23 protein-coding genes, 1 tRNA gene and 2 pseudogenes are annotated in these 24,814 nt (G+C 69.7%); 15 read left to right on the top strand and 11 right to left on the bottom strand.

What is annotated here, in order from left to right; all coding sequences use genetic code 11:
* Positions 1-72: 72 nt before the first annotated feature.
* Positions 73-148 (top strand) — tRNA-Arg (locus tag AB0I32_RS10520).
* 97 nt (positions 149-245) lie between these two features.
* Here AB0I32_RS10520 and AB0I32_RS10515 read toward each other — a convergent pair.
* Positions 246-731, bottom strand: a pseudogene (locus AB0I32_RS10515) (tyrosine-type recombinase/integrase); the annotation flags it as partial.
* Positions 732-1,021: 290 nt separating this feature from the next.
* On the opposite strand from AB0I32_RS10515, the pseudogene AB0I32_RS10510 reads away from it, so the two are divergent.
* Positions 1,022-1,234: pseudogene (locus AB0I32_RS10510) on the top strand (GNAT family N-acetyltransferase); the annotation flags it as partial.
* An 83-nt stretch (positions 1,235-1,317) separates the two neighbouring features.
* Positions 1,318-1,755, top strand: coding sequence for a hypothetical protein (locus tag AB0I32_RS10505; RefSeq protein ID WP_357505561.1), 438 nt, complete (start codon positions 1,318-1,320; stop codon positions 1,753-1,755).
* 174 nt (positions 1,756-1,929) lie between these two features.
* Here AB0I32_RS10505 and AB0I32_RS10500 read toward each other — a convergent pair whose 3' ends face one another.
* From AB0I32_RS10500 to AB0I32_RS10490, 3 genes are all read right to left on the bottom strand, one after another.
* Positions 1,930-2,463, bottom strand: coding sequence for a hypothetical protein (locus AB0I32_RS10500; RefSeq protein WP_357505559.1), 534 nt, complete (start codon positions 2,461-2,463; stop codon positions 1,930-1,932).
* A 528-nt stretch (positions 2,464-2,991) separates the two neighbouring features.
* Positions 2,992-3,627: a hypothetical protein gene (locus AB0I32_RS10495; protein WP_357505557.1), complete on the bottom strand. Its 636-nt coding sequence runs from the start codon at positions 3,625-3,627 to the stop codon at positions 2,992-2,994.
* 327 nt (positions 3,628-3,954) lie between these two features.
* Positions 3,955-4,725, bottom strand: coding sequence for a site-specific integrase (locus tag AB0I32_RS10490; RefSeq protein ID WP_357505555.1), 771 nt, complete (start codon positions 4,723-4,725; stop codon positions 3,955-3,957).
* Here AB0I32_RS10490 and AB0I32_RS10485 point away from each other — a divergent pair.
* Complete coding sequence (locus AB0I32_RS10485) at positions 4,613-4,942, top strand: NUDIX hydrolase (RefSeq protein ID WP_357505553.1); 330 nt, start codon at positions 4,613-4,615, stop codon at positions 4,940-4,942. The genes AB0I32_RS10490 and AB0I32_RS10485 overlap by 113 nt on opposite strands.
* A gap of 456 nt (positions 4,943-5,398) precedes the next feature.
* Positions 5,399-6,022, top strand: coding sequence for a hypothetical protein (locus AB0I32_RS10480; protein ID WP_357505551.1), 624 nt, complete (start codon positions 5,399-5,401; stop codon positions 6,020-6,022).
* Between the two features lie 491 nt (positions 6,023-6,513).
* Here AB0I32_RS10480 and AB0I32_RS10475 read toward each other — a convergent pair whose 3' ends face one another.
* Positions 6,514-6,714: a hypothetical protein gene (locus tag AB0I32_RS10475; RefSeq protein ID WP_357505549.1), complete on the bottom strand. Its 201-nt coding sequence runs from the start codon at positions 6,712-6,714 to the stop codon at positions 6,514-6,516.
* Positions 6,715-6,848: 134 nt separating this feature from the next.
* Between AB0I32_RS10475 and AB0I32_RS10470 the strand changes: the two genes are divergently transcribed.
* Positions 6,849-7,124 (top strand): hypothetical protein, encoded by a 276-nt coding sequence (locus AB0I32_RS10470; RefSeq protein WP_357505547.1) that lies wholly within the window; start codon positions 6,849-6,851, stop codon positions 7,122-7,124.
* Between the two features lie 10 nt (positions 7,125-7,134).
* On the opposite strand, the gene AB0I32_RS10465 is transcribed toward AB0I32_RS10470, so the two are convergent.
* Positions 7,135-7,752, bottom strand: a complete 618-nt coding sequence (locus tag AB0I32_RS10465; RefSeq protein ID WP_357505545.1) for a TetR/AcrR family transcriptional regulator — start codon at positions 7,750-7,752, stop codon at positions 7,135-7,137.
* Positions 7,753-7,877: 125 nt separating this feature from the next.
* Here AB0I32_RS10465 and AB0I32_RS10460 point away from each other — a divergent pair, with 125 nt between their 5' ends.
* The 3 genes from AB0I32_RS10460 to AB0I32_RS10450 all read left to right on the top strand — a co-directional run bounded on the left by AB0I32_RS10460 (position 7,878) and on the right by AB0I32_RS10450 (position 10,107).
* Entirely contained in the window at positions 7,878-8,717 is an 840-nt protein-coding gene (locus AB0I32_RS10460; protein ID WP_357505543.1) for a TSUP family transporter, read from the top strand.
* A gap of 56 nt (positions 8,718-8,773) precedes the next feature.
* On the top strand, positions 8,774-9,349 hold the full coding sequence (locus AB0I32_RS10455; RefSeq protein WP_357505541.1) for an STM3941 family protein: 576 nt from the start codon (positions 8,774-8,776) through the stop codon (positions 9,347-9,349).
* A 92-nt stretch (positions 9,350-9,441) separates the two neighbouring features.
* Positions 9,442-10,107: a CYTH domain-containing protein gene (locus AB0I32_RS10450; RefSeq protein WP_357505539.1), complete on the top strand. Its 666-nt coding sequence runs from the start codon at positions 9,442-9,444 to the stop codon at positions 10,105-10,107.
* Positions 10,108-10,122: 15 nt separating this feature from the next.
* On the opposite strand, the gene AB0I32_RS10445 is transcribed toward AB0I32_RS10450, so the two are convergent.
* The 3 genes from AB0I32_RS10445 to AB0I32_RS10435 all read right to left on the bottom strand — a co-directional run bounded on the left by AB0I32_RS10445 (position 10,123) and on the right by AB0I32_RS10435 (position 13,797).
* The gene (locus AB0I32_RS10445) at positions 10,123-11,043 is read right to left on the bottom strand and encodes a M15 family metallopeptidase (RefSeq protein WP_357505537.1); all 921 of its coding nucleotides are present in this window, start codon (positions 11,041-11,043) and stop codon (positions 10,123-10,125) included.
* 211 nt (positions 11,044-11,254) lie between these two features.
* On the bottom strand, positions 11,255-12,301 hold the full coding sequence (locus AB0I32_RS10440; RefSeq protein WP_357505535.1) for a hemolysin family protein: 1,047 nt from the start codon (positions 12,299-12,301) through the stop codon (positions 11,255-11,257).
* Positions 12,298-13,797, bottom strand: coding sequence for a hemolysin family protein (locus tag AB0I32_RS10435; protein WP_357505533.1), 1,500 nt, complete (start codon positions 13,795-13,797; stop codon positions 12,298-12,300). Before AB0I32_RS10435 ends, AB0I32_RS10440 begins: the two co-directional genes overlap by 4 nt.
* 192 nt (positions 13,798-13,989) lie before the next feature.
* Between AB0I32_RS10435 and AB0I32_RS10430 the strand changes: the two genes are divergently transcribed.
* The 4 genes from AB0I32_RS10430 to AB0I32_RS10415 all read left to right on the top strand — a co-directional run bounded on the left by AB0I32_RS10430 (position 13,990) and on the right by AB0I32_RS10415 (position 20,944).
* The gene (locus tag AB0I32_RS10430) at positions 13,990-14,772 is read left to right on the top strand and encodes a response regulator transcription factor (protein WP_357505531.1); all 783 of its coding nucleotides are present in this window, start codon (positions 13,990-13,992) and stop codon (positions 14,770-14,772) included.
* A 16-nt stretch (positions 14,773-14,788) separates the two neighbouring features.
* Complete coding sequence (locus AB0I32_RS10425; protein WP_357505529.1) at positions 14,789-15,943, top strand: HAMP domain-containing sensor histidine kinase; 1,155 nt, start codon at positions 14,789-14,791, stop codon at positions 15,941-15,943.
* A 417-nt stretch (positions 15,944-16,360) separates the two neighbouring features.
* Positions 16,361-20,164, top strand: a complete 3,804-nt coding sequence (locus tag AB0I32_RS10420) for a multifunctional oxoglutarate decarboxylase/oxoglutarate dehydrogenase thiamine pyrophosphate-binding subunit/dihydrolipoyllysine-residue succinyltransferase subunit (protein ID WP_357505527.1) — start codon at positions 16,361-16,363, stop codon at positions 20,162-20,164.
* Positions 20,165-20,254: 90 nt separating this feature from the next.
* Entirely contained in the window at positions 20,255-20,944 is a 690-nt protein-coding gene (locus AB0I32_RS10415; RefSeq protein ID WP_357505525.1) for a VOC family protein, read from the top strand.
* Between the two features lie 95 nt (positions 20,945-21,039).
* Here the strand turns inward: AB0I32_RS10415 and AB0I32_RS10410 are convergent, their stop codons facing one another.
* Positions 21,040-22,035, bottom strand: a complete 996-nt coding sequence (locus tag AB0I32_RS10410; protein WP_357505524.1) for an aldo/keto reductase — start codon at positions 22,033-22,035, stop codon at positions 21,040-21,042.
* A 153-nt stretch (positions 22,036-22,188) separates the two neighbouring features.
* On the opposite strand from AB0I32_RS10410, the gene AB0I32_RS10405 reads away from it, so the two are divergent.
* Complete coding sequence (locus AB0I32_RS10405) at positions 22,189-23,133, top strand: aldose 1-epimerase family protein (protein ID WP_357505522.1); 945 nt, start codon at positions 22,189-22,191, stop codon at positions 23,131-23,133.
* A 151-nt stretch (positions 23,134-23,284) separates the two neighbouring features.
* Positions 23,285-23,893, top strand: a complete 609-nt coding sequence (locus AB0I32_RS10400; protein ID WP_357505520.1) for a GDSL-type esterase/lipase family protein — start codon at positions 23,285-23,287, stop codon at positions 23,891-23,893.
* Between the two features lie 114 nt (positions 23,894-24,007).
* On the opposite strand, the gene AB0I32_RS10395 is transcribed toward AB0I32_RS10400, so the two are convergent.
* Positions 24,008-24,805: a hypothetical protein gene (locus AB0I32_RS10395; protein WP_357505518.1), complete on the bottom strand. Its 798-nt coding sequence runs from the start codon at positions 24,803-24,805 to the stop codon at positions 24,008-24,010.
* Positions 24,806-24,814 lie beyond the last annotated feature (9 nt).

Here is a 24,814-nt window from a genome sequence, read left to right as displayed (position 1 = left end):
CGCCACACGTCGGTCACCTGGTAGTCTCGTTTCGGCCGATACGGTGAGCGTCAGCTCATGGATCTCGGCCACGCGCCTGTAGCTCAGTGGATAGAGCATCTGCCTCCGGAGCAGAAGGTCGGGGGTTCGAATCCCTTCAGGCGCACCACCCGAAAAAGGGCCCCTCACCAGGCATAACGCCGAATGAGGGGCCCTTTCTCTGTCCGGGACCAAGAGCCGTTCCCCACCAATCTCCCCACCACAAGTCAGTGTCCCGCGTACTTATCCATGGCAGCAGCGGCGCGCGTCAATGCGTCATCGTGGGACCTCGCGTAGAGGTTGGTCACCTTGATGTCCTCGTGTCCGAGGATGTCCCGGACGACGTTCACCGGCACGCCGGCCGCGAGGTAGTTGGTCGCCGCCGTCGCCCGCAGGTCGTGGACTCGGAAGCCAGCGAACCCGCGACGAGCGACGAGTTTGGCCCAGCCCACGCGCCGTTTGAGGACGTTCCCCCGGATGACCTTTCCGCCGCGCTCAGACCCGAAGACGAGATCGCCACGCCCCTTGCCGGCGGTGTGAGCGCGCAGCGTCGCGGCCATGTGACGAGGCGACGGGACGATGCGGGTCTTCTCCCCCTTGGGCGGTCCCCACAGCAGGCTTCCCACCCGCCGGTATTCCGAGGAAAGCGTCTCGTTCTCGTCCTTCGAGACCTCTGTCACCTGACGCTGGACCTCGATAAGCCCCCGGTTGAAGTCGAGGTCACCGACGTAAGACCTTCCCGACCTCGCCGCCGTCCTAGTCCGAGTTCGCGCGCTGGACGGCTACCCCGTCGAGGGTGTCGCGGACCCCGAAGGCTGGCTGCGCCACAATAACGAACTCCAGAGTTGGACCGCCGTCGAGGACGGCGAGCCCGTCGGGCAGATCACGCCCACACGAGCCGTGCCGGAGGACGACGCTGCCCGAGCCTGGCACGACCACGCAGGCGGGGACATCGACCGCTTGGCTATCCCGGTACGCCTCTTCATAGACCCCGACCACCCGGGGCAGCGGCGCCGGACGACTCCTCATGGAAGCTGCGTTCGAGTTCGCCCAAGACCAAGAACTCGCCATCGCGTTCGACGTCATGCTCAAGGACAAGGCCGCGATCAGACTCTACGAACGACTCGGCGCTCAGCGGATAGCCACCCTCACGCATTCCTACGGCGATGGCCTCACCGAACCTGCCGCCGTCTACGTCGTGCCAACCAGTCGTTAGCCTGCCGGACTCAGGAGAGACCTCGTGAGTCCGGCTGCACCGCCGGGACTTTGATGCGTAGCCCCGCGCTCTACGATGCAGTCGTGACGGTAGATGAGATCGAGTTAATCGGACTCCTTATCGGGTCGGCAGGGCTTCTTGTTGCGCTGCTTGGCTCGGTCTTCGCCTGGCTCGCTTGGCGCGAGGCAACGCCGGTGCAGCCCTTCGAAGTCACCACGGCCTCAGAGAACATCTTCGGTCTGCGATGGCTGCGCTGGAGCCCTGTCAAAGTGGAGTACGTGATGATCCCCCATCACGCATCGATCACAACCCCCGATGGAATGCACGGCCCGTTCATTCTCAACCGTGGCCGGCAGGTCTTCTTCGACATCGCATCCGGGCCAGGCAGAGACACCGGGATCGGAGCCCCGATTGACATCGTCGTCTTCTGGCGCCCGTACGGCTGGCCAGCACGGATCTTCCAACGCGTACTCCCGCGACGGGAGCCGAAGTCATGGAGAACCCACGTCCTGGCGTCTTAGCAGGAGATCGCGACCGCGTCCGCTAGTCAGATCTCCGCAGGACCACTGCCGAATTGACCTCTATAAGATCAAGGGCGCGGCTCCGCCGCGCCGCCGGCGGGGCCCCGCGATGGGGCCCCGCGCTCCGGGCCGCAAGCGGCCCTTCGCGCACCCCACCGCACCCCGCCCGCTATTTCAGGTGATTGCTCGTCGCTTCGCGGCGGTTAGCGCGTTCGCAACGGAGCTGCCGGCAGGTACCGCAGCCTCCAGGCGGGTAGCCCTGGCGAGCAGGAAGTAGGCACGCAGTCGTCCGATCCACGGGTTCCAGACCACGGCCAAGGCAGCGCGCCCGGCTAAAGCAACGAGTTCGTCCAGGTTTCCGGGAAGGCCACCGCCCTCGGGCGTAGGAAACTGGTCGTAGTCGTCCTTGCTGACGATGCTGGCCGCGTGTGCGCACAGCAGGTACCGGCGAGTTACGGCCCGAGGTACGCGGGCGAGCATGAGGGCGGCTCCGGCATCGCGCATCGCAGCACTCAGTTCGCGTGCATCAAAGGGTGCCCATCGCAGTTCCTCAACGTGTTGAATCGCTGCGAGAGCACGGCTCCGTACCTCGCGCCTGTCTTTCGCGGCCGCGAGGAGGTGGCCCAGGATGGTTCCCAAGCCAGCGGCGCCCAAGACCGCAATGAGGGACTCGACCGAGACTAGGGGCTCGGCTTCGGCGGGAGTCATGTGCACACGATGGCAGTCACGGCTGGCGATGCACAGCCCTTGTCTAATTTCCGTAGATCGCGGACGGTCACGGCGGCCGGCGCCCGTAGCCAGCCACGTCGAGCACCCGCCTAACAACCGCCCGCCCGACGCCAGCGTGCCAGACCACCCGGCGTCGGACATGATCACGGGCAGCTGCCGGTGGTCATCTCACCAGTGGAACGACGTCCGGCTCTCGGAGGATCTTCATCGACGCGGCACCACGTCAAGACCGCTCCGCGTCACTGCGCGATGGCGCAAGCGCCAGCCTTGACCCGGCACCACGACGACGAAGAACGTGGCAGGGAGCCGGACGACGCCCCACCCCGGACGCACCAACAAGTCTCCGTTTTCGCTCCGGTTTGCCGTCGAAGGTCGTGCCAACGCATCCAAGTCGGTCGAGCCGCGATCAAGCTATCTGCGCAGGTCAGGCGGGTTGTGTCGTTCCACGTGCAACGCCGTACAAGTGCCCTCTCCAACCCCACCGCTAGCGCTGGCCAGTGCTAGAACCTACTCAGCGGCCAGCGTGTCGGAAGCGTGCTGAACTGCCCTGCCGAGCGCAGTTGCCCAATACAAGGTGCTCCCGAAGAAGTCGCCACTCCACGCGACAAGGCCGGTTCCCACCAAATCGGAGAGGCACCAGGTGACACGGTCCTCATCCAGCCCCAGCGCTTCGGTGATGCGGGCGGTACTCCATCCGGACGGCGTACCGCCCGCAGTCGGTCGCGGCCGGCTGCACATGAATCGGAGGATGCGGAAGTGGCGGGGTGTGAGACGGCTCATCGCCATAAGTGCCTGGTCTGCGTCGGCGATCGCATCGGCGGCCTCGGTGCCTGAGGCGTTCACTGCCTCCCCGAGTGTCGCGCCCATCGCTCGCAAAGTCTCGTCGTGGCCGTTCATGCCTGCGGCCCAGAGCACTCGAAGGTATAGGGGCGTGAGCTCAGGGTTCGTTTCCAGCAATTCTTCAAGGTCCTCACGTGACCGGCCCGAGATAGTCTCTGCGGCTCTAAGTGACTGAGAGGCGTTGCGCTGCCATTCTTTGCGCACCAGGGAGAGTGCTCTAGCGATGAATGGACCGGAACCAGGGATGACCGCGCCTACGACCTCACCTGCCGCATCTTCGCTCGGGTGTCTGGCTTCGCTCATCCAACAACGATAGCGAGACAGGTCCGAGGCCGGCGGACGGTCACGGGCACCTCGGACGCACCAGCACTCCCCCACCGATCTCCCCACCGGAGCATCGAAACGAGCCGCGCGACGCCGACTTTTCCGGGGGAACCGTGCCACGACAACCGCGAGATTTTCCGCCAATCCGGATCGATCCAGGATGCTCCGGAGCAGAAGGTCGGGGGTTCGAATCCCTTCAGGCGCACAGACGAAAACAGGCCGTGACCAGTACTTTCGCTGGTCACGGCCTGTCGTTTTGCCCGCTCTCTCGACCTCCTATCGGCTACTGCTGGCCTAACTGCTGGCCTACGGGTCGCTGAGTACGCTGTCCATCGCCCGCGCGCCGTTCTGGAGCACGGGGCGCAGCTCGTGCCGGTAGACGTTCTCCGTCGTCCCGATGTCGCTGTGCCCGACGAGCCGCGAGACCTCCTCGATCGGAACGTCGCCCTGGGAGAGCAGCGACACGAACGTGTGCCTCATGTCGCGCGGAGTCCACTGCTCCGGGGTGATACCCGGCACGTCACGGAGCAGGATGCGGAAGTCTCGGCGGACGTTCTCGGGCCGGAGCGCGGTCCCGGCTCCCGTCGTGAAGACCAGTTCCGGGCTTGGCCACGCCTCCCCCATCGCGCGGCGCCGGTCGTCCTGCCATGCCCACTGCCGGTTGAGCGCCCGCACGGCCAGGCTCGGCAGCGCCAGCGTGCGGCGAGACCTCTCCGCCTTGGTGTCACCGCCCTCGCGGACGGAGCGCCAGACCCACACATGCGGCACTGGAGAGAGGTGGACGTGATCCCAGCGCAGTGCCCGCGCTTCCTCGGTCCGCAGACCTACCGTGAGCGACACGACGACGTACGGGTACATCCAGTGCGCGCCGGCCGATGGGCTGTTCAGGATCGCCCGCACCTGGTCCAGCGTGAACGACCTCGACTTGCGGCCCGCGCGTCCCTTCGGGAGCTGGACCAGGGTCGTGACGTTCCGCTCCGCGAGGCCGAGCGCCACGGCGCGGTCGGGGGCCGTCGAGCAGGGCGAGACGTTCGAGCAGGCAGCCGTCCGCGAGACTGCCGAAGAGACGGGGCTCACCGTCGATGTCGTGAAGCTGCTGGGCGAGCGCGTACACCCGAACACCGGCCGCCTCATGGGCTACGTCGCGTGCGACGTCGTCAGCGGCGAGGCGTACGTCGCCGACACCGAAGAACTCGCAGACATCGTCTGGGGGTCTCCTGACACGTTCTCCGACTACGTGCCCTACGGTTTCGCGCCAGCGGTGCAGGACTACCTCACGACGAAGGTCGGATGACGAGGTAGCGGTAGCGCGGGTAGGGACTACCCGCAGAGCGCCAGAACCCCGGTTTTGGGCCATATCGAGGGTCTGGGCTGAAGGCCGCTACTCCGCTACCCCTGGTGAGAATCGTTGGAATCTAGCAGCTCCAGGGGTAGCGGGTGAGGTAGCGCCGCCGCTACCGGTAGCAGGTCGCTCCGCTACCTCCGCTACCTCGGCCTGGGTGCCGTGGGTGTGGCCGGAGGCGGCCACGGTGCTGCCCGTAGGTCACGGCGGCTGTCGTCGTCGTCGGCTGGCTCGATCCTCCGCCTAGCAACCGCCCGCCCGGCACCGCGTGGGGACGCTAGCGCTAGCGGCGTCGGCCCTCACTGGAATCTGGAGCGGGCTGGTGAACGAGCCTCGCGGCGCCGCACCTAGTGGTACAGCCGCAGATCAGGGTTCCAGAACATCTGCACCCCTCGTAACTTGCACGGTATGACGAATTCCGTAACGTTCTGGGCGCAGCCGAACAAGGCGACGCACTACGGGCTTGCGCCCGCACGGCACGGTTGGACACTCGTCGTCTCGAGCGTCTTCGCGCTCGGCTGCATCGTGGGAACCGTCTTGATCGTGCGTCACGTCGCAGCGCTCGACTGGGATCAGTACTCCGCTTGGAGCACGTTGGCGCATCGGCAACTCGCCAACAGCATCCTCGTGGGTCTGGCCCTCTCGCTCGGCGCTGTCGGGCTCGTCTATGCCAGCCACCACAGCATCCGTGGTTTGATCCGCAACAAGGCGGACGCACGACGAGACGACGCGGACACCAGCCATCAGGCGCAAAAGGCCGCTCTGACGTTGAACCAGGAAGGCTTCAAACACTGGGCGGCTCGACCGACACGAGCACCTGTCCCTTGGACCGAGGTCGTCTCCTGGACGGCAACGCAGTGCGACATCAACATCACGCTCACCGACCAGCACCACGACGGCCAGGTTGTGAACATCCCATTCGCGGACATCAACGCGGCACGGCGTCAGATCACCGCTGCGTTCGAACGCTTCAGCGGACAGCCACCGACCAACCCGCCCCCACGGAGTGACACCGCTACCTGCGATTCCTGATCAACGAACCAATCTGCGGCTGTAGTACCAGCGCACTACATCGGCGGTATCTCGTGGCTCATGGCGCTAGTGGGCTTACTAGCGCTAGCAGGAGCTGTCCCTAGCGAGACTGCCCGGTCCAGCGGTCTTAGCGCCTCTGGGCTGCTGGGCTATCTGCTGGCCTAACTGCTGGCCCATGGGGGCGACCACGCCCGGACAGCCCTGCACGGATCCGCACAGTTCTGCGGCGGGCCGACCACGACAGGGCAGGCGGAAAGTCGACCGGTTTTGGCTCCGGAGCAGAAGGTCGGGGGTTCGAATCCCTTCAGGCGCACCCATCGAACAGGCTGTGACCAGCGCGAGTGCCGGTCACAGCCTGTTTCGTTCTTTGCCTCTGCAGCCCTGTCACAGGAGGAGCGGAGCGACCGTCACGCGGTGGTTGGCGCGCTCGACGATCCACGTGTCACGTTGACGGCGACGATCTGGGTTGCGCGTGCTGTGGGGCTGGTCGGTCAGGCCGGCGCGACAACCTCTGCTCCGCAGGAGAGGCACATCAGTGTGTACTCGACTACTTCACCGTGCTGAAAGCGCACGCCCATCTCGACGGAGTACTCGTCGCACTCCGGGCACGTCCAGGTCCAGACGCCATCCTCGTCATCCTCGTCGCCCTGCTTCGCCGATCGGATGATTTCAGCCCATTCGTCGTTTTTCACGGCCAGAGACCATACCGTCTCTTCGAGGGAGAGCAAGCAGTCCAGCGCACCTGGTCCCCACACATCCACATGCCGTACGTTCGGCCGCAGGACCCACGACGCACCCGGCGTGCAGGGCGATGAAGGGAACTCAGATGGCTCTCGGGACTTACTACTACGTCGTCGAAGGCACCGGCGACAGCCAGTACCTCGCCCAGGTGAAGAACCCCGCGGCTTTCGCGGAGACCGGCACGAAAGTTCTGCGGGTCATCGTGCCCACGGGCGGCACTCACCTGATCAACTCCGGTGCGGACGGCTTCGAGGACGTCCAGTACGGCGTTCTGTCGATCCGGTCCCGGGCGGAGGGACCGGTGCTGCGGTCCTACCACGAGTGGACTCTCTCCGAGCGGGTGCCGTTCGACGGCAAGTAGCGGACCGCGCTCAGGACCGGCCCTGCGAGCGGACCGCGACCCGGAACCCGAGCGTCCGCAGCACCCGCCAGAAATACTCAGCGACCTCCTCGGCCGACACGTCGTCGGGATAGTTCGTGAGGTGGACCGCCACGGCACCAGTGAGCATCGCCTGGACCATCTCGACGTCGGCATCCGCCGCCAGCTGGCCCTCCTCGCGGGCGCGGATCACCAGATCGTGGACGCTCTGGTCGCGCGAGCCGGCGCTCGCCGCGCGAAAGGCCGCCCACAGCTCAGGGTGCTCACGCGGCACCGACATCATGCGGCGCAGCAGTATCCGGGACCGCGGCTCGCTCAGCCCGGCCGACCAGGTGGCGACCAGGTCGGCGAGGCTCGGCTGGTCGGGGACCTGGAAGGAGACGAGCACCGCCGCCTCGTTCGCCACGAGGGCTGCGACCGCCAGGTCGTCGCGCGTCGCGTACCGGCGGTAGACGGTGGTGCGAGCGACCCCCGCGCGCTTCGCCGCCTGATCGATACTCACGCCCTCGACGCCGGCCTCGGCGATCAGGTCGAGCGCCGCACTCAGAACCGCGCGGTCCGCCTCCGCATTCCGTGGCCTGCCCGGCGCCCGACGCTGCTGGGCCGTCACTGTTCAGTCCTCACCCAAAAACGATACGGCCCTGTAGCGTATTACTCGACCGGAGCGTGTGATCGGTCCCGCCGGGTGGGCGGACCACAGCCGTCCGAGCACGTCGCCGTAGAGTCCACCTCGCCATGGACACCGCACTGGACCTGACGGTTCCCGTCATCATCGGCGGCACGATCGCCGCGCTCCTCATGGGGCTGGCCAAGACCGGCCTACCTCCCTTGGGCGCACTCGGCGCCGCCGTGATCGCCTCGGTGCTCCCACCGGTGCCGGCCGCCGGGGTCGCGCTGCCCCTTCTGATCGTCGGCGACCTCGTCGCGGTCAGCACCTACGGCCGGGACGTGCGGTGGCACGTCCTGCGCGCCCTCGTGCCCAGCGTCGCCCTCGGGATCCTGGTCGGCTTCGCCGCCCTGCGCTGGGCGCCATCCGACGTCAGCGCTCGGATCGTCGGAGCCCTGCTCCTCCTCGCCGGGCTGGGCGACCTGGTGCGACGGCTCGCCGCTCGCAGAGCGGCCCGCCGTCCGGCACCCGACCCAGCGGGCAACCCGGCGCCAGGCCCGGCGACGGGCCACGCGGCCAACGGCCACACGGTGCCGGCCTCCGTCCGGCTCCGTCACCGGCTGACCCGCGCCGCCTTGGGCGCGACGGCCGGCGTCTCGACGATGATCGCGAACGCGGGCGGCCCGCCCATGAGCCTCTATCTGTTGCGCGCCGGCGTCTCGCGGGCCGGGCTGCTCGGCACGGTCGCGCTGTTCTTCCTCACGATCAACATCGCGAAGCTGCCGTTCAGCACGACCCTGGGTCTCATCTCGGCGGAGTCGCTGCACGTCTCGCTGGCCCTGTTCCCGGGCATGTTCGCGGGGCTGCTGCTCGGCCGCCTCGTCGCGCACCGCATCTCCGGCCCGGTGTTCAGCACCGCCGTGCTGGTCGCTACGGCCCTGGCAGGAGCGCGGCTCCTGCTCGGCTGACGCCGATGACGCCACTGAGCTACTGATTCGTTACTTTGTGGCGCTACTGTCCCGGTATGCCCGACGAGTCCGTGGACTTCTATCCGTCCCGTGCGCACGTTCTCACGCTCGCCCTGACCATCCTCGCGCTGGTGGTGCTGTGTGCGGTGGCCGCGCGTCTCGGCTTCGACGCCGCGCAGACGAGCGCCGCACCGGCCGCGCTGGCCGTCGTCTCGCTGAGCGCCATCGGCGTGCTGGTCTTCACCGGCCTTGGCCTCATCGTCGTGCGCCGCCTGCTGCTGCCCACCTGGCCCGTGCTCACGCTCGACGGCGAGGGGCTGACCGACTGGCTCCCCAACCTGGGCGTCGAGCAGGTGCTCTGGACCGAGGTCACCGGTGTGCGCGAGGCCCGGCTGGCCTTCCGGCAGGTGCTCGCCGTGGACGTCGCGGACCCGAGGGCGGTGGTCACGCGCCAGCGGACGTTCGTCCGGCGTATCGCCGCCTCGGCCAACATCGCCCTGGTCGGCACGCCGGTCGTGCTGAAGCCCGGGAGCATCGACAGCCGCCCCGAGGTGATCGCAGCGGCCCTGAGCGAGTTCGTGGGCGACAGGTTCGTGCACGGCACGGCGCCCCGCACCGAGCCGGTTGCGTAGACTTCTTGAATCATCCGCAGACAACCATCTGCGGAACGGTAAGTACGAGAAGCACCTACCGAGCATCAGCTGCCGATGGCGAGGGACCTCACATGAGCGATGATCGCTTCGACGAGCCCGCCCCGGCCGACGCCGACCGCGGCTACGCCGACTTCGAGTTCGAGCGCCGGTTCTTCGTGCGCGACCTCCCTGCGGAGCTCCGGGACGCGCCGGCCCTCATCGTCCAGTCCTACTTCCTGGCCGACGACGGTTACGCCCTCCGGGTCCGCGTCCAGGCCGGTGACATCGACGCCGACCTGACGGGCGACACCGACCCCGCCGAGATCCTGCGGGCGCACGTCGCGGACATCGACTTCGCGGCGGTCACGGTGAAGGGGCCGGCGGTGGGTGGCACCCGCTACGAGGCGGAGCGCGAGCTGGACCCGAGCATCGGCGTCGAGCTGGTCCGCCGCGGCGGGGCACCGATCGTCAAGGTCCGGTACGCCGTCTGGCTCGGGGCGGACGGCTGGTCGATCGACGTCTTCGGCGGTGCCAACCACCCGCTGGTGGTGGCCGAGTGCGAGCGCTCCGGCCCGGTCACGGGCCTGCAGATCCCGGACTTCTGCGTCACCGAGATCACCGACGACCGCCGGTTCTCCAACGAGTCGCTCGCCATGGAGCCCTACAGCGCGTGGGCGCCGTCGTTCGCCGCCGAGCTCGCGAGCGACGGCCCGGTGTTCCGCCAGGACTTCGGACCGAACACCCACCTGCGCTTCTGATGCGCCTCTAGACCGTCAGCCCTGCCACTCGCCCTTCTCGACGACGCCCGACACGAACTCCCAGTGCCACGGCTCGTACTTGCTGCCGCCGAGCTGGGCCCACGAGGGGTTCTGCCAGCCGTAGGACGGCGCGTTGGCCCAGAGCCACGAGAAGACCTCGCTGTCCCCGGTCTCCTTCGAGCAGAGGTCGATCGCGAGACCCCAGCCGTGCATGGACGTGCCCGGCGAGGCCGCGAAGTACCCCCTGGAGGCCTTGAGCTCGTACTGCGTGTCCAGGTCGCGGTAGCTGGCCACGAGGCACATCTCCCGGCCGAACGACGCGCGGAACGCCTCGTTGAGCGCGCTGAGCGACATCGCGGCGTCGGGCCGCAGGTACTCCCCCGCCTGCCACAGCTCGCACAGGGAGTGGTCCGCGAGCGCCCCGTTGGTGCCCTCGACGGGAGCGCTGACGTCGCAGTCCGGCAGCGGGCTGCGGTCGAGCGAGCGGCTGGCGGCCGACTCGGGCCGGGTGATCGCCTCGGCCCGCAGGACGGCCCCTGAGGTCTTCGGGCGTTCGACGGGCTGGGTCACGAGGTCGAGCACGTTCGGCCCGGTGTGCGGCGCCTCGACGTCGAACGGGGACTCGCCCGACTCCGCGGTGCCCTGCACGAACGGTGCCGCGATGGTCGCGGCGGCCAGCGTGCCGATCACGGCCGCCCGGGAGACGAACCGCTGCCCGGCGGGCACGGACGACGTCGCCCTGACTGGCCGGGTGATGGCTCCGGTGACCACCTGGTCGAACGACGTGGCACTCCGGGTCGCGACCGGCTGGCTCGCCCGAGCGGGCGTCGGCTGGATCTGCGGGCGCTGGGCCCGCGCTCCCTGAGCCCGCAGCACGTGTGCGCGCAGGGCCTGGGCGTGCTGCTCCTGCGCCTCGCGCCGGGCCCGGCGCGTCATGGGCGCAGGCTGCAGGCTCGTCACAGCCGTGGACTCCACTGATCCTCCGTCGTCGAGCGTCCGCGGCCCCTCGCGGTGTCTATGTCGCACGAGACACTAACCGGGGCGAGGCCGCCTGCCAAGCCCCGCCGGGACATCGCCCGACCTGCACATGACGTGCTCACTACCTGTCCATGCCTTCCCGCCGCCACCATCTCAACGGCGCCGGATCTCAACGGCGCTGCATCGCATCGCGCACCTCGCCCACGAGCTCCTCCAGGATGTCCTCGAGGAAGACGACGCCGAGCACCTGCCCTTCGGTGCCCTCGACGCGAGCGAGGTGCGACCCGGAGCGCTGCATGACCCGCAGCGCGTCCTCGACCTCGTCATCGGGCCCGACGGCGGCCAGTGCGCGGACCCGCCACACGGCCACCGGCTCGAACCGGGCGGGCCCCGTCGCGTAGAGGACGTCCTTGAGGTGCAGGTAGCCCACCAGCTCGTCGCCGTCGTCGCCGTGTGTCACGACGGGGAACCGGCTGAAGCCGTGCTTCGACACGAGCCGCTCGACGTCGTCGGGCGTGCTGTTCTCGTCGACGGCCACGAGGCCGCTGACGGGCACCATGACGTCGCTCGCCGTGCGGTTGGAGAACTCGATGGCGCCGGTCAGGAGGCCCTGCTCGTCGCGCAGGACACCCTCCGCCTGCGAGTGCTCCACGATGGACTGCACCTCCTCCGCGGTGAACGCGGAGGCGACCTCGTCCTTGGGCTCGACGCCCGCCAGCCGCACGGCGTGGTTGGCGATCCAGTTCAGGCCGCCGATGACGGGACGCAGCATCCGGGCGAGGAGCACCAGCGGCGGCCCGAACCACATGACCGCCCGGTCCGGGCCGGACACCGCGAGGTTCTTCGGCACCATCTCGCCGAGCACGACGTGCAGGTACACGACAAGGGACAGCGCGATGACGAGGGCGATCGGGTGGGTGAGGTCGTCGCTCACCCCGATGCTGTGCAGCGGCCCCTCGAGGAGGTGCGCCAGCGCGGGTTCCGCGACGATGCCGAGGCCGGTGGAGCAGACGGTCACGCCGAGCTGGGCGCAGGCCAGCATGAGCGACACGTGCTCCATCGCCCACAGGACGGTGATGGCCCGCCGGTCCCCCGCCGCCGCGAGGGGCTCGATGGCGCTGCGGCGCGCGGAGATGACGGCGAACTCCGCGCCGACGAAGAAGGCGTTGCCCGCGAGCAGCACGAGGCCGACGATCAGTGCGGTGGTCGTGCTCATCGGCTCGTCCCCTTCTCGCTGCGCGTCCGCTCGGCCCGGACCCGGTCCGGCCGGGACCGGTCGTTCCGGGCCCGGTCGTCGCCCGGCCGGTCGTCGGGCAGCGGGCGAACCCGCACCCGCTCGACGCGGCGCCCGTCCATGGCCTCCACGCGCAGGGTCACGCGGGCGCCTGCGGTCCCCACCGTGACCTCGTCGCCGACCGTGGGCATGCGACCGAGCTCGGCCATGACGAGGCCACCGAGCGTCTCGTATGCGGCCCCCTCCGGGACCTCGATCGCGGTGTACTCGACGAGCTCGTCCGGACGCAGCACGCCTGGCACTATCCAGGACCCGTCGGCGGCACGGGCCGCGCCGGCCCGTCGGGGGTCGTGCTCGTCCGCGACGTCGCCCACCAGCTCCTCGACGACGTCCTCCAGCGTGACGACGCCGGAGGTGCCGCCGTACTCGTCGACGACCACCGCCATCTGCATACCGAACCCGCGCAGCTCCACGAGCAGCGGGCCCAGCCGTACCGTCTCCGGGACGCGGGGCGCGTCCACCATGAGGGCGGCCGCCGGCACCTCGCTCCGGCGGTCGTGCGGCACGCCGACCGCACGCCGCAGGTGCACGAGGCCGACGACGTCGTCCCGGTCCTCCCCGATCACCGGGAACCGCGAGTGGCCGGTGCGCCGGGCGAGCGCGACGACGTCGTCCGCCGTCGCCGTCCGGTCCAGCACCGACATGCGCAGGCGGTCGGTCATGACGTCGCGCGCGCTCAGCGTGTCCAGCTCGATCGAGTTGGTGAGCAGCGTCGCGACGGACTCCTCGAGCGTGCCCTCCTCCGCCGAGCGGCGCACCAGCGAGGCCAGCTCGGACGCGGACCGGGCTCCGGAGAGCTCCTCACGCGGCTCGACGCCGATGCGCCGCAGCAGGGCGTTGGCTGAGCCGTTGAGCACGGCGATCAGCGGCTTGAACGTGATGGTGAACACCCGCTGCACCGGCACGACGATGCGTGCGGTGGCCAGCGGCGCCGAGAGCGCGAAGTTCTTGGGGATCAGCTCACCGCACACCATGGAGAACACGTTGACCAGCACGACGGCCAGGACGCCGGCGAGGCCGGCGGAGACGGCGGTCGGCACGGACGTCGCGCCGAACCCTGCCGAGAGCAGGGAGTTCAGCGCCGGCTGCGCGGTGTAGCCCAGCAGGATGGTGGTCAGCGTGATGCCGACCTGGGCGGAGCTCAGCTCGGTCGAGAGGTGGCGCAGCGCGGTGCGTACGCTGCGGTCCCGCATGCTCTGGCCGAGTACGGGCCGGGCAGCATGGCCGGACCGGGGGTTGGACGTCGCGGAGGACTGGGGGTCGGACCGGGTCCGGCCGGGTCTGTCCCCCTCCGAGTCGTCGGAGTCACCGATCACCGCGGGGTCGATGGTGACGAGGGAGAACTCCCCGGCCACGAAGACAGCTGTACCTGCTGTGAGAAGGACGCCGACGGCGACCAAGATCCAGTCGCCGGTCATCTCATGCTCCGGAGGGCGTTCGGGGGGTCTGGATTCTTCCAGGATCTTCGGTCGGGATATCGCTCGATCATCGTGCGATAGATCGTAGCGGGAACGCTCCGGAAGGGCTGCGCGCACTCGCGACCGGGCGCGCTGACACGCAGTCAGGCCGTTATCAGGGTCTTATCAGGTAGGTACGGGCATGATTGACCTATGTCATCTGGTAACCCCCAGCCGTCTGGGGCCTCGCAGCAGCCCGGTCCGGCGTCGGCCGCAGCCTCGACCGGTCAGCAGAGCGCGACCGTGCTCGTAGTGGAGGACGAGCCGACGATCGCGACGGCCATCGCTCAGCGGCTGTCCGCCGAGGGCTGGCGGGTCGAGGTCGCGCGCGACGGCTTGTCCGGCGTCGACGCCGCCTCACGGCTGCGCCCCGACCTCGTGGTGCTCGACGTGATGCTGCCAGGCATCGACGGGCTCGAGGTCACGCGGCGCATCCAGGCCGAGCACCCCACGCCGATCCTCATGCTCACCGCACGGGACGACGAGACCGACATGCTGGTCGGCCTCGGCGTCGGCGCCGACGACTACATGACCAAGCCGTTCTCGATGCGCGAGCTCGTGGCCCGGATCAAGGCGCTGCTGCGCCGCGTGGACCGTGCGGCACAGGCCGCCGCCACGACGCCGGCCGACCCGCCCATGATGATGGGCGACGTCACGGTGGACCGCGCGCAGCGCCGCGTCTATCGCGGCGGCGAGGAGGTCCACCTGACCCCCACCGAGTTCGAGCTGCTCGTCATGCTCGCCGGATCGCCCAAGACGGTGCTCACACGCGAGCGCCTGCTCGCCGAGGTCTGGGACTGGGCGGACGCCAGCGGCACGCGCACGGTGGACTCCCACATCAAGGCCCTGCGCCGCAAGCTCGGCCCCGACCTGATCCGTACCGTGCACGGCGTCGGGTACGCGTTCGAGCCGCCCGCCAACCAGGCCAGCCAGTAACTCAGACGAGGATCCGATGAGACCGCACGTACCCCGCGTCCCCGACGTGCGGCCGCTCGACCCGCTGCGCTCGCTCAAGATCAAGCTGGGCGTGCTGGTGGCGGTGACGGTCTCGGCGGCGGTGCTGATCACGTGGCTCGGCCTGCAGGCGTCCCTGGGGCCGAGCCGCACCTTCCCCCTGGCCATCATCCTGTCGCTGCTGCTCACGCAGGTCCTGGCCCGCGGCATGACGTCGCCGCTGCGGGAGATCACCGAGGCCGTCGAGGCGATGGCGGACGGCGACTACACCCGCCGGGTGCGCGCGACGAGCAGCGACGAGGTCGGGCAGCTCGCGCACGCGTTCAACCGCATGGCCGAGGACCTGGCCTCGGTCGAGCAGACCCGCCGCGACCTGATCGCCAACGTGTCGCACGAGCTGCGCACCCCGGTCGCCGCGCTCAAGGCGCAGCTGGAGAACATGGTCGACGGCGTCGTCGAGCCCACCCCGTCCGCGCTGGAGCAGGCGCACGCCCAGACGGACCGGCTCACCCGGCTCGTCACCTACCTGCTCGATCTCTCGCGCATCGAGGCGGGCGCCTCGGCGCTCAACGTGGGCAAGATCGCCGTCGGCGACTTCCTCGAGGACTGCGCAGAGGACCTCTCGATGGTCGACGCCGCCAAGGACCTCCACTACGTCGTCGACGTCACGCCGGAGGACCTCTCCATCGAGGGCGATGCCGAACGCCTCCACCAGGTGGTCATGAACCTGCTGCAGAACGCGATCCGGCACTCGCCGCCGGGCGGCGTCGTCCGCCTGGACGCCTACCCCGTCGACGGCACGGAGGGCGCCGACGTCGTGCTGGAGGTCAGCGACGAGGGCCCCGGTATCGCCGCGGCGGACCGCGAGCGGATCTTCCAGCGGTTCGTGCGCGGCACCGGGTCGACGGCGGACCGGACCGACGACAGGGGCTGGAACGGATCCTCGGGCGACACGTTCGGCGGCAGCACGGTCGGGAGCACCGTCGGGTCGAGCGGCGGCACCGGGATCGGCCTGGCCATCGTCCGCTGGGCGGTCGAGCTGCACGGCGGGCACGTCCAGGTGGTCGACTCCGACCGGGGCGCGACGATGCGGGTCACCCTCCCCGCGCGGGCACACCCGGCACCGGGCGTCTCGACCACGCACACGGACTGATCGCATCGGACTGACCGCATGCGCACCGATCGGGTAGTTTCCCGTGAGAAACGGAGAAGCCTAGGGGCGCGAGCGGTCGGAGCGTGAGACGGAGTCGCGTGATTTCTGTCACACGCCCCAAAGATTGGCCGCCCCATACGGAGCGCCGTAACGCCGCGTTGGGGACTTCCAGGCCGAACGTTGCCCGGGTTTTGCTCAGCCTGCGATAAACATGACGAACCAACTTCTTTGGCGCCTGCGCGCCCCGCAGGGCCCGCGCGGCCAAGCCCACCGGCGGGCCAGAAGGGCCTACCCTTGGAGGGTCCGAAAACATTCGGGCTTCGCGTGCTGCGACAAGGGTGGCGCGCGACGAACGCAACTGTGGTGAAGGTGGGCGATCCGCGCGTGTCCCCTAAGGCTGGTTCAGAGTCGATCAGCGTGGCGAGCTCGTCATTCGGAGCCAACGAATGGCTTGTCGACGAGCTCTACCAGCAGTACCTCAAGGACAAGAACGCGGTAGACCCCGCGTGGTGGGACTTCTTCGCCGACTACACCCCCGGCGAGAACGGCTCCACCAAGGACGGCGCACCGGCGGCAGCTCCGAAGGCTCCGGCCGACGCAGCGCCGGCCGACGGGGCTCCGGCCGACGCAGGTGCGGCCCAGGCGGGCGCGACGTCCGCTCCGGCGGCCCCCGCCCCAGCTCCCGCCCGGCAGTCGGCCCCCCCGGTGACCGGCGGCACCGCCGCCTCGGAGGCGGCGCAGAAGGTGCGCAAGAAGCGCCTGCCCGCCGACCCCAAGGTCAACCCGGCGAACCCGATCGCCACCCCACCCACCACGCACTACGCGGACACGTTCGAGCGCCCCGTTGCGCACCCGGACGCCGTCGACGACGTCCAGAAGCTGCGCGGCCCCGCCGCGCGCGTGGTCACGAACATGGAGGCCTCGCTCGAGGTCCCCACCGCCACCTCGGTGCGCGCCGTGCCCGCCAAGCTGATGGTCGACAACCGCATCGTCATCAACAACCACCTCAAGCGTGGTCGGGGCGGCAAGATCTCGTTCACGCACCTCATCGGCTTCGCGCTGGTCGAGGCGCTGGCCGACATGCCGGTCATGAACGCGCACTACGAGCCGGTGGACGGCAAGCCGGGCGTCAACCAGCCCGCGCACGTGGGCTTCGGTCTCGCGATCGACCTCGCCAAGCCGGACGGCTCGCGCCAGCTCCTGGTGCCGAGCATCAAGAAGGCCGAGGAGCTCGACTTCGCCGAGTTCTGGGCGGCCTACGAGGAGCTGGTCCGCAAGGCCCGCGGCGGCAAGCTCGCCGTGCCGGACTTCCAGGGCACGACGATCTCCCTGACCAACCCGGGCGGCATCGGCACCGTGCACTCCGTGCCGCGCCTCATGCAGGGCCAGGGCACCATCGTCGGCGTCGGCGCCATGGACTACCCGGCGGAGTTCGCCGGCGCGTCCGAGGAGCAGCTCGCCCGGATGGGCATCTCGAAGGTCATGACGATCACGTCGACCTACGACCACCGGATCATCCAGGGCGCCCAGTCCGGCGAGTTCCTCAAGATCATCTCGGAGAAGCTGCTCGGCCTCGACGGCTTCTACGACCGCGTCTTCGCGGCGCTGCGCGTCCCGTACGAGCCCGTCCGCTGGGTCCGTGACAACACGGTCGACGCCGACGTCGAGGCCGCCAAGCCGGCCAAGATCGCCGAGGTCATCCAGTCGTACCGCTCGCGCGGCCACCTCATGGCGGACACCGACCCGCTCGCCTACCGCCAGCGCAAGCACCCCGACCTGGACATCCAGAACCACGGCCTCACGCTCTGGGACCTGGACCGCACCTTCCCGACGGCGGGCTTCGGCACCAAGCCCAAGGCGACGCTGCGCGAGATCCTCGGCCTGCTGCGCGACTCGTACTGCCGCACCATCGGCATCGAGTACATGCACATCGCCGACCCGGGTCAGCGCAAGTGGCTCCAGGAGCGCCTGGAGGCGGGCTACGCCAAGACGCCGCGCGAGGACCAGCTGCGCATCCTGCGCCGGCTGAACTCCGCCGAGGCGTTCGAGACGTTCCTGCAGACCAAGTTCGTCGGGCAGAAGCGCTTCTCGCTCGAGGGTGGCGAGTCCCTGATCCCGCTGCTCGACGCGATCCTGTCGCGGGCCGCAGAGGGCGGCCTCGACGAGGTCGGCATCGGCATGGCCCACCGCGGCCGCCTCAACGTGCTGGCGAACATCGCGGGCAAGAGCTACGGCCAGATCTTCAAGGAGTTCGAGGGCCAGCTCGACCCCAAGAGCGTCCAGGGCTCGGGTGACGTGAAGTACCACCTCGGCACCGAGGGCACCTTCACGTCGGAGTCCGGCGCCACCACGCGCGTCTACCTCGCGGCCAACCCGTCGCACCTGGAGGCCGTTGACCCGGTGCTCGAGGGCATCGTCCGCGCCAAGCAGGACCGCATCGACCTCGGCGGCGACGGCTTCTCCGTGCTGCCGATCCTGGTGCACGGCGACGCGGCCTTCGCGGGCCAGGGCGTCGTGCCAGAGGTGCTGAACCTGTCGCAGCTGCGCGGGTACCGCACGGGCGGCACGATCCACGTCGTCGTCAACAACCAGGTCGGCTTCACCACCGGCCCGACGGCGTCCCGCTCGACCACGTACGCGACCGACGTCGCCAAGGGCTACCAGGTCCCGGTCATGCACGTGAACGGCGACGACCCCGAGGCCGTCGTGCGGACCGCCGAGCTCGCCTTCGCGTTCCGCGAGCAGTTCGGCCAGGACGTCATCATCGACCTCATCTGCTACCGCCGCCGCGGGCACAACGAGGGCGACGACCCGTCGATGACGCAGCCGCTCATGTACAACCTCATCGAGACCAAGCGCTCAGTGCGCAAGCTGTACACCGAGAACCTGGTCGCCCGCGGTGACATCACCGTCGAAGAGGCCGAGGGCGCGCTGCAGGACTACCAGTCGCAGCTCGAGCGGGTCTTCACCGAGACCAAGTCGGGCTTCACGCCCGCACCGCAGACGGAGCACCTCGCCGGCCTGGAGCGCCCCGAGTCCCAGCGTGAGGACGCCGGGACGATGGTGGGCTGGCAGACGGCGATCTCGCCGGAGATGCTGCAGCGGGTCGGTGACGTGCACACCACGCCGCCCGAGGGCTTCACGATCCACCCGAAGCTCGCGCAGATGCTCGAGAAGCGCCAGCTCATGGCGAAGGAAGGCGGCATCGACTGGGGCTTCGGCGAGCTCGTCGCCTTCGGCTCGCTGCTCGTCGAGGGCACCCCGGTGCGCCTCGCCGGGCAGGACTCCCGCCGCGGCACCTTCGTGCAGCGGCACGCAGTGCTGCACGACCGGGAGACCGGCGCCGAGTGGACGCCGCTGCTGTACATGTCGGGCGACCAGGCCAAGTTCTGGGTCTACGACTCCTCGCTGTCGGAGTACGCCGCACTCGGCTTCGAGTACGGCTACTCGGTGGAGCGCCCGGACGCCCTGGTGCTCTGGGAGGCGCAGTTCGGCGACTTCGTCAACGGCGCCCAGACGGTGATCGACGAGTTCATCTCGTCCGCCGAGCAGAAGTGGGGCCAGTCGTCGTCGGTCGTCATGCTGCTGCCGCACGGCTACGAGGGCCAGGGTCCGGACCACTCGTCCGCCCGCATCGAGCGGTTCCTGCAGCTCGGCGCGGAGAACAACCTGACGATCGCGCAGCCGTCCACTCCTGCGTCGTACTTCCACCTGCTGCGCCGCCAGGCGTACGCCCGCCCGCGCCGTCCGCTCGTGGTGTTCACGCCGAAGCAGCTGCTGCGCCTCAAGGCGGCTGCCTCCTCGGTCGAGGACTTCACGTCGGGGACGTTCCAGGAGGTCATCGCGGACTCGGTGGCCGACCCGGCCAAGGTGAACCGCGTGCTCCTGTGCACGGGCCGCGTGTACTACGACCTGCTCGCCGAGCGCACCAAGCGCGGCGACGAGGGAGTGGCCATCGTCCGCCTCGAGCAGCTGTACCCGTTCCCCGAGGCTCAGATCCGCGCGGAGCTCGCCAAGTACGAGGGCGCCGAGCTGGTCTGGGTGCAGGACGAGCCGCAGAACCAGGGCGCGTGGGGCTTCATCCACCTCGCCCTGCCGCTGGACATGCCGTACGTCAAGGTGGTCTCTCGCCCGGCGTCGGCATCCACGGCCGCCGGTACCGCCAAGCTGCACCAGGCGCAGCAGAAGACGCTCCTCGAGCAGGCCTTCACTCGCGGCTGACAGCTGGATGGGAGGCGGGCATCCCCTTCGGGAGGATGCCCGCCTCTTTTTGCGCTCCCGGACCGACGACGCCCGCCGTACGCTGGCGTGATGGCAGACGCAGCCTTCAAGGACCTGGTCATCGACGCCACCGACGGGCCGACGCTCGCCGCCTTCTGGTCGGGGGCCCTGGGGCTCCGGTCGCGGCCGGCCGGCGACTCCGCGGCCGAGTTCGTGCTCGAGGACGACGTCCCGCAGCACACGGTCTGGATCAACCAGGTCCCCGAGCCGCGCACCGTCAAGCAGCGGGTGCACCTCGACCTGCACGCCACGGTCGACGAGCTCCGGGCGCTCGGCGCCACGCCGGAGGTCGCGCGCGAGGACTGGACGGTCATGCGCGACCCCGAGGGCGGCGAGCTCTGCGCGTTCCCGCACCGGGCGGCGACGGTGGGCGGCTATCGCCTCTACGCGCTGGTCGTCGACTCCGCCGACCCGGCAGCGGCGAGCAGCTGGTGGGGAGAGCGGTTCGGCGTGGAGCCGAAGCGGTACTCCGACCGGCCGTGGTACCGGCTGGAACCCGGCGGCGGGCTGCCCTGGCTGATGCTCTTCATCCCGGTTCCCGAGCCGAAGACCGTGAAGAACCGCATCCACTGGGACGTGTGGGGCGAGACCGAGAGCTTTCTCGACGCGGGCGCCACGCTGCTCATGGGGCGTGCGGACTCCCCGGACCCGCATGTGTTCTGGGACGTGCTCGCCGACCCGGAGGGCAACGAGTTCTGCGTCTTCCGCCCGGAGCAGTGAGCGGCCTGGACCGCGAAGTAGAGCGCCTGTCCCCCTCCCACGAGGCTCACCTCGTGCGGGAGTGGGACAGGCGCTCTACTTCGCGGTCCTACGCGTCACCACTTGTCGTGGACGTGCTCCTTGATCATCTCGTCGTAGATCTCCCGCACGCCGGACATGAAGAGCGGGCCCAGCGTCTCCGCGTGACCGGCCGCGGCGTTGGCGCGGGCCTGCTCGACGTTGCGCGCCCCCGGGATCACGGAGGAGACGCCCGGCCGCTGCCAGGCCCAGGCGATCGCTGCCTGCGCCGGGGTCAGGGTCTCCCCGACGAGCTCACGCGCGAGCTCCGTGAAGCGGGCGGCGGCCTCGAGCCCCACCTCGTAGGGCACGCCGGAGAACGTCTCTCCGACGTCGAACGCGGCGCCCTCACGGTTGTAGTTGCGGTGGTCGTTCTCGGCGAACACCGTGTCCTTGGTGTACTTGCCGGAGAGCAGACCGGACGCGAGCGGCACGCGCGCGATGATGCCGACGCCCGCGGCGGAGGCCGCAGGCAGCACCTCGTCGAGCGGCTTGAGCCGGAACGCGTTGAGGATGATCTGCACGCTGGCGACGTTGGGACGCGCGATGGCCTCGAGCGCCTCCGTGGTCTTCTCGACGCTCACGCCGTAGGCGGCGATCGCGCCGTCGGAGACGAGCTGGTCGAGCGCGTCGTAGACGGCGTCCGAGGAGTAGACGGGCGTGGGCGGGCAGTGGAGCTGCACCAGGTCCAGCCGGTCGACGCCGAGGTTCCGCCGGGACCGATCGGTCCACTCCCGGAAGTTCTGGAGCACGTAGTTCTCCGGCACCTGGTCCATGCGCCGGCCCATCTTCGTGGCGACGGTGATGCCGGCCTCGGGGTGGTCCTTGAGGAAGGAGCCGATCGCCTGCTCGCTGCGGCCGTCACCGTAGACGTCAGCGGTGTCGAAGAAGGTCACCCCGGCCTCGAGCGAGGCCTCGAGGACGGCTCGGGCGTCGCCCTCGCTGACCTCACCCCAGTCAGCACCGAGCTGCCAGGTGCCCAGGCCCACAGCCGATACGAGCCGACCGGTCCGTCCGAGTACCTGCTGTTCCATCGTTCCTCCTTGCTGGGGCGGGCAGACGTGCCCGCATGGACCCGACATCAGGTCCTGTTCGTAGCGGGGTCGTGTGAACATCACAGAACCCGACCCCCTAGTCTGCTGTCTCACGCTACGTGGCGCAGGCATAAATTGCCCTACGGTTACGGTGTGAGTGTGACGACAGAAATTCCTCCCGTGGCTGCGGCCAGGCCCCATCCTTCCGGGGACCAGTTCCGGATCAGCCACGAAGGCCACCGTGCGACGGTCACCCAGGTGGGTGCGGCGCTGCGAGAGTACTCGGTCGACGGCCGCGACGTCGTGGTGCCCTTCAGAGCGGACGAGATCAGCCCGGTGTTCAACTGCGCCGTGCTGATCCCCTGGCCGAACCGGCTCCGCGACGGCTCCTACGAGTACGGCGGCGAGACGCACCAGCTGCCCGTCACGGAGCCCGCGCGCAACACCGCGCTGCACGGGCTCGCTGCGTGGGACCGCTGGTCGGTGATCGAGCACACGGGATCCGCCGTGACCCTCGAGCTCGAGCTGGTCGCCCGGCCTGGCTACCCGTTCCAGCTGGTCGCGCAGATCCGCTACGCCCTGTCCGACGCGGGCCTCGAGGTCACCCTCGACGTCACGAACATCGGGGCGAGCACGGCGCCCTACGGGTGCGGGTTCCACCCGTGGCTCTCGACGGGCGGCGCGGACCTGGACGAGTGCACGGTCCGCCTCGACGCGGCCACCCGCGTCACGACCGACGAGCGGCTGCTCCCGACCGGCACCGAGCCGGCGTCGGGCACCTTTGACCTGCGTGAGCCGCGCAGCGCGGCCGGGCTGGACCTCGACGACGCGTACGTCGATGTCCTGCGCGACGGCGACGGCCTCTCCTGGGCCCACCTGACCGCCCCCGACGGCCGCACGTCCGCGGTCTGGATGGACGAGTCCCAGGACGTCTGGCAGGTCTGCACGGGCGACCACATCGACCCGGACCGACGCCGGATGGGTCTCGCCGCCGAGCCGATGACCTGTGCCGCCGACGCGTTCCGCACGCGCGAGCGGCTCGTGCACCTCGCTCCGGGCGAGCGGCACGCCGTCCGCTGGGGGATGACGCTGCTCTGACGACGCCGCACCGGCGGCGCCGCCAAAGCGTCTCTGGTTCTGACCTGGGCGCACACGCGTCGGCGCGTTGGCACTGTTCGGCCACTGTCCGTGCATCACAATGGGGAACCGGCCGTCCGCCAGGCTGCCGGGAACAGGCAAGGAGAGTCCGTTGCAGGATCGCGAGGTGCGCATCTGCGTCGTCGGTGACGAGCTGGCCACGGGTGTCGGAGACGCTCGTGCGCTCGGCTGGACCGGTCGCGTCGTCGCGCGCACCCATTTCTCCCGGCCCGCCATGCTCTTCACCCTCGCCGTGCCCGGCGAGACCAGCACGCAGCTCGGCGCCCGCTGGGAGGCGGAGACCGCCACGCGGTTCGGCTCGGACTCCGAGGTCGAGAACCGCCTGGTGGTGGCCCTGGGGCGGCACGACGTCTCCTCCGGGCTCACCGTCGCGCGCTCGCGGCTGAACCTGGCGAACATCCTCGACGTCGCGGACGCGAACCGGACGGCGGCGTTCGTCGTCGGGCCGCCGCCCGGGTTGCCCGCAGAGGGCAGCCGGATCGCGGAGCTGTCGGACGCGTTCGCCGACGTCGCCAACCGGCGCAGGGTGCCGTACGTCGACACGTACACGCCGCTCGCGCAGCACGAGCAGTGGCTCGCCGACCTCGCGCAGGGTGGGGGCGTCTACCCCGGCCAGGCGGGCTACGGCCTGATGGCGTGGCTGGTGCTGCACACCGGCTGGCACAGCTGGCTGGGCCTCCCCCAGGACGAGGTCGCCTGAGCCTGACCCCCGTGCGGAAGTAGAGCTGTGGCGAGACAGAACCGGGGCCGGAGTGCTGATCCGCACTCCGGCCCCGGTTCTTTCTCGCCACAGCTCTACTTCGGCAGTGCGGTATCAGCCGCGGGTGATCGTGGCCGTTCCCGAGACGGTGTTGGTCGAGATGTACGCCGCCGCACCGGGCTCCGCGTGGTCGACGACGACGGTGCGCTGCGCGCTGGACGTCGCCTGGGCCCCGTCGATGACCACCTTGCCCGTGACGCTGCGCGCACGGAGGTTGACCGGGGACCCGGCGTCGAGCTGCACCGCTGCCGGGCCGGAGACCGTCTTGGCGTTGACGAGCGGCGTCGTGCCGATGGCGGTGACGTCGACCGCACCGGACACCGTCTGGACCGACACCCGGCCCAGGGCGCCCACCACGGACGCCGCGCCGGAGACCGTCGAGACCGATACGTCGCCCGCGTGCTCGGCGACGGTGACCGCTCCCGTGCCCGACTTGGTGGTCACGGACCCGGTGGTGCCCGTCACGGTGATGGCACCGCCCGCGGTCTTCACGTTGACCCCGGCCCGCGACCCGGTCACCACGACCTCGGCGCCGACCGTTGCGACGTCGACCACTGACGTGGCCGGCACGGTCACCCTGACGACCGCCGCGTCCTGGTCCTTGAGGCCGCGGAAGCGGTCCACGAAGCCCTCGAGCCCCGGGAAGTCGTAGGCGACCCGGAGGTTGCCGTGCTCGGCGAGGATCTGCAGCGGCCGCGCCGATACCTCGAGGACTTCGACGAGGGCGCCGGACGTGCGGTTCGGGTCGGCCACGATCTCCGCGCGGCCGTTCGTCAGCCGGACGATCAGGGTCGAGGCGCCGCCGACCTCGATGGTCTGCGGGGCGGCCACGCTCCAGGACTCGGTGGTCATCGCTGTGCT

The organism is Promicromonospora sp. NPDC050249 (assembly GCF_040656015.1).
Lineage (GTDB): Bacteria > Actinomycetota > Actinomycetes > Actinomycetales > Cellulomonadaceae > Promicromonospora.
This window is presented reverse-complemented; position numbering and strand designations above follow the sequence as displayed.

Bases quoted from the DNA above. Each gene is read 5' to 3' on its own strand.
- AB0I32_RS10500 (WP_357505559.1), bottom strand. From the start codon at position 2,463: ATGACTCCCGCCGAAGCCGAGCCCCTAGTCTCGGTCGAGTCCCTCATT.
- AB0I32_RS10495 (WP_357505557.1), bottom strand. From the start codon at position 3,627: ATGAGCGAAGCCAGACACCCGAGCGAAGATGCGGCAGGTGAGGTCGTA.
- AB0I32_RS10480 (WP_357505551.1), top strand. From the start codon at position 5,399: ATGACGAATTCCGTAACGTTCTGGGCGCAGCCGAACAAGGCGACGCAC.
- AB0I32_RS10470 (WP_357505547.1), top strand. From the start codon at position 6,849: ATGGCTCTCGGGACTTACTACTACGTCGTCGAAGGCACCGGCGACAGC.
- AB0I32_RS10460 (WP_357505543.1), top strand. From the start codon at position 7,878: ATGGACACCGCACTGGACCTGACGGTTCCCGTCATCATCGGCGGCACG.
- AB0I32_RS10455 (WP_357505541.1), top strand. From the start codon at position 8,774: ATGCCCGACGAGTCCGTGGACTTCTATCCGTCCCGTGCGCACGTTCTC.
- AB0I32_RS10450 (WP_357505539.1), top strand. From the start codon at position 9,442: ATGAGCGATGATCGCTTCGACGAGCCCGCCCCGGCCGACGCCGACCGC.
- AB0I32_RS10445 (WP_357505537.1), bottom strand. From the start codon at position 11,043: ATGACGCGCCGGGCCCGGCGCGAGGCGCAGGAGCAGCACGCCCAGGCC.
- AB0I32_RS10440 (WP_357505535.1), bottom strand. From the start codon at position 12,301: ATGAGCACGACCACCGCACTGATCGTCGGCCTCGTGCTGCTCGCGGGC.
- AB0I32_RS10435 (WP_357505533.1), bottom strand. From the start codon at position 13,797: ATGACCGGCGACTGGATCTTGGTCGCCGTCGGCGTCCTTCTCACAGCA.
- AB0I32_RS10430 (WP_357505531.1), top strand. From the start codon at position 13,990: ATGTCATCTGGTAACCCCCAGCCGTCTGGGGCCTCGCAGCAGCCCGGT.
- AB0I32_RS10425 (WP_357505529.1), top strand. From the start codon at position 14,789: ATGAGACCGCACGTACCCCGCGTCCCCGACGTGCGGCCGCTCGACCCG.
- AB0I32_RS10415 (WP_357505525.1), top strand. From the start codon at position 20,255: ATGGCAGACGCAGCCTTCAAGGACCTGGTCATCGACGCCACCGACGGG.
- AB0I32_RS10410 (WP_357505524.1), bottom strand. From the start codon at position 22,035: ATGGAACAGCAGGTACTCGGACGGACCGGTCGGCTCGTATCGGCTGTG.
- AB0I32_RS10395 (WP_357505518.1), bottom strand. From the start codon at position 24,805: ATGACCACCGAGTCCTGGAGCGTGGCCGCCCCGCAGACCATCGAGGTC.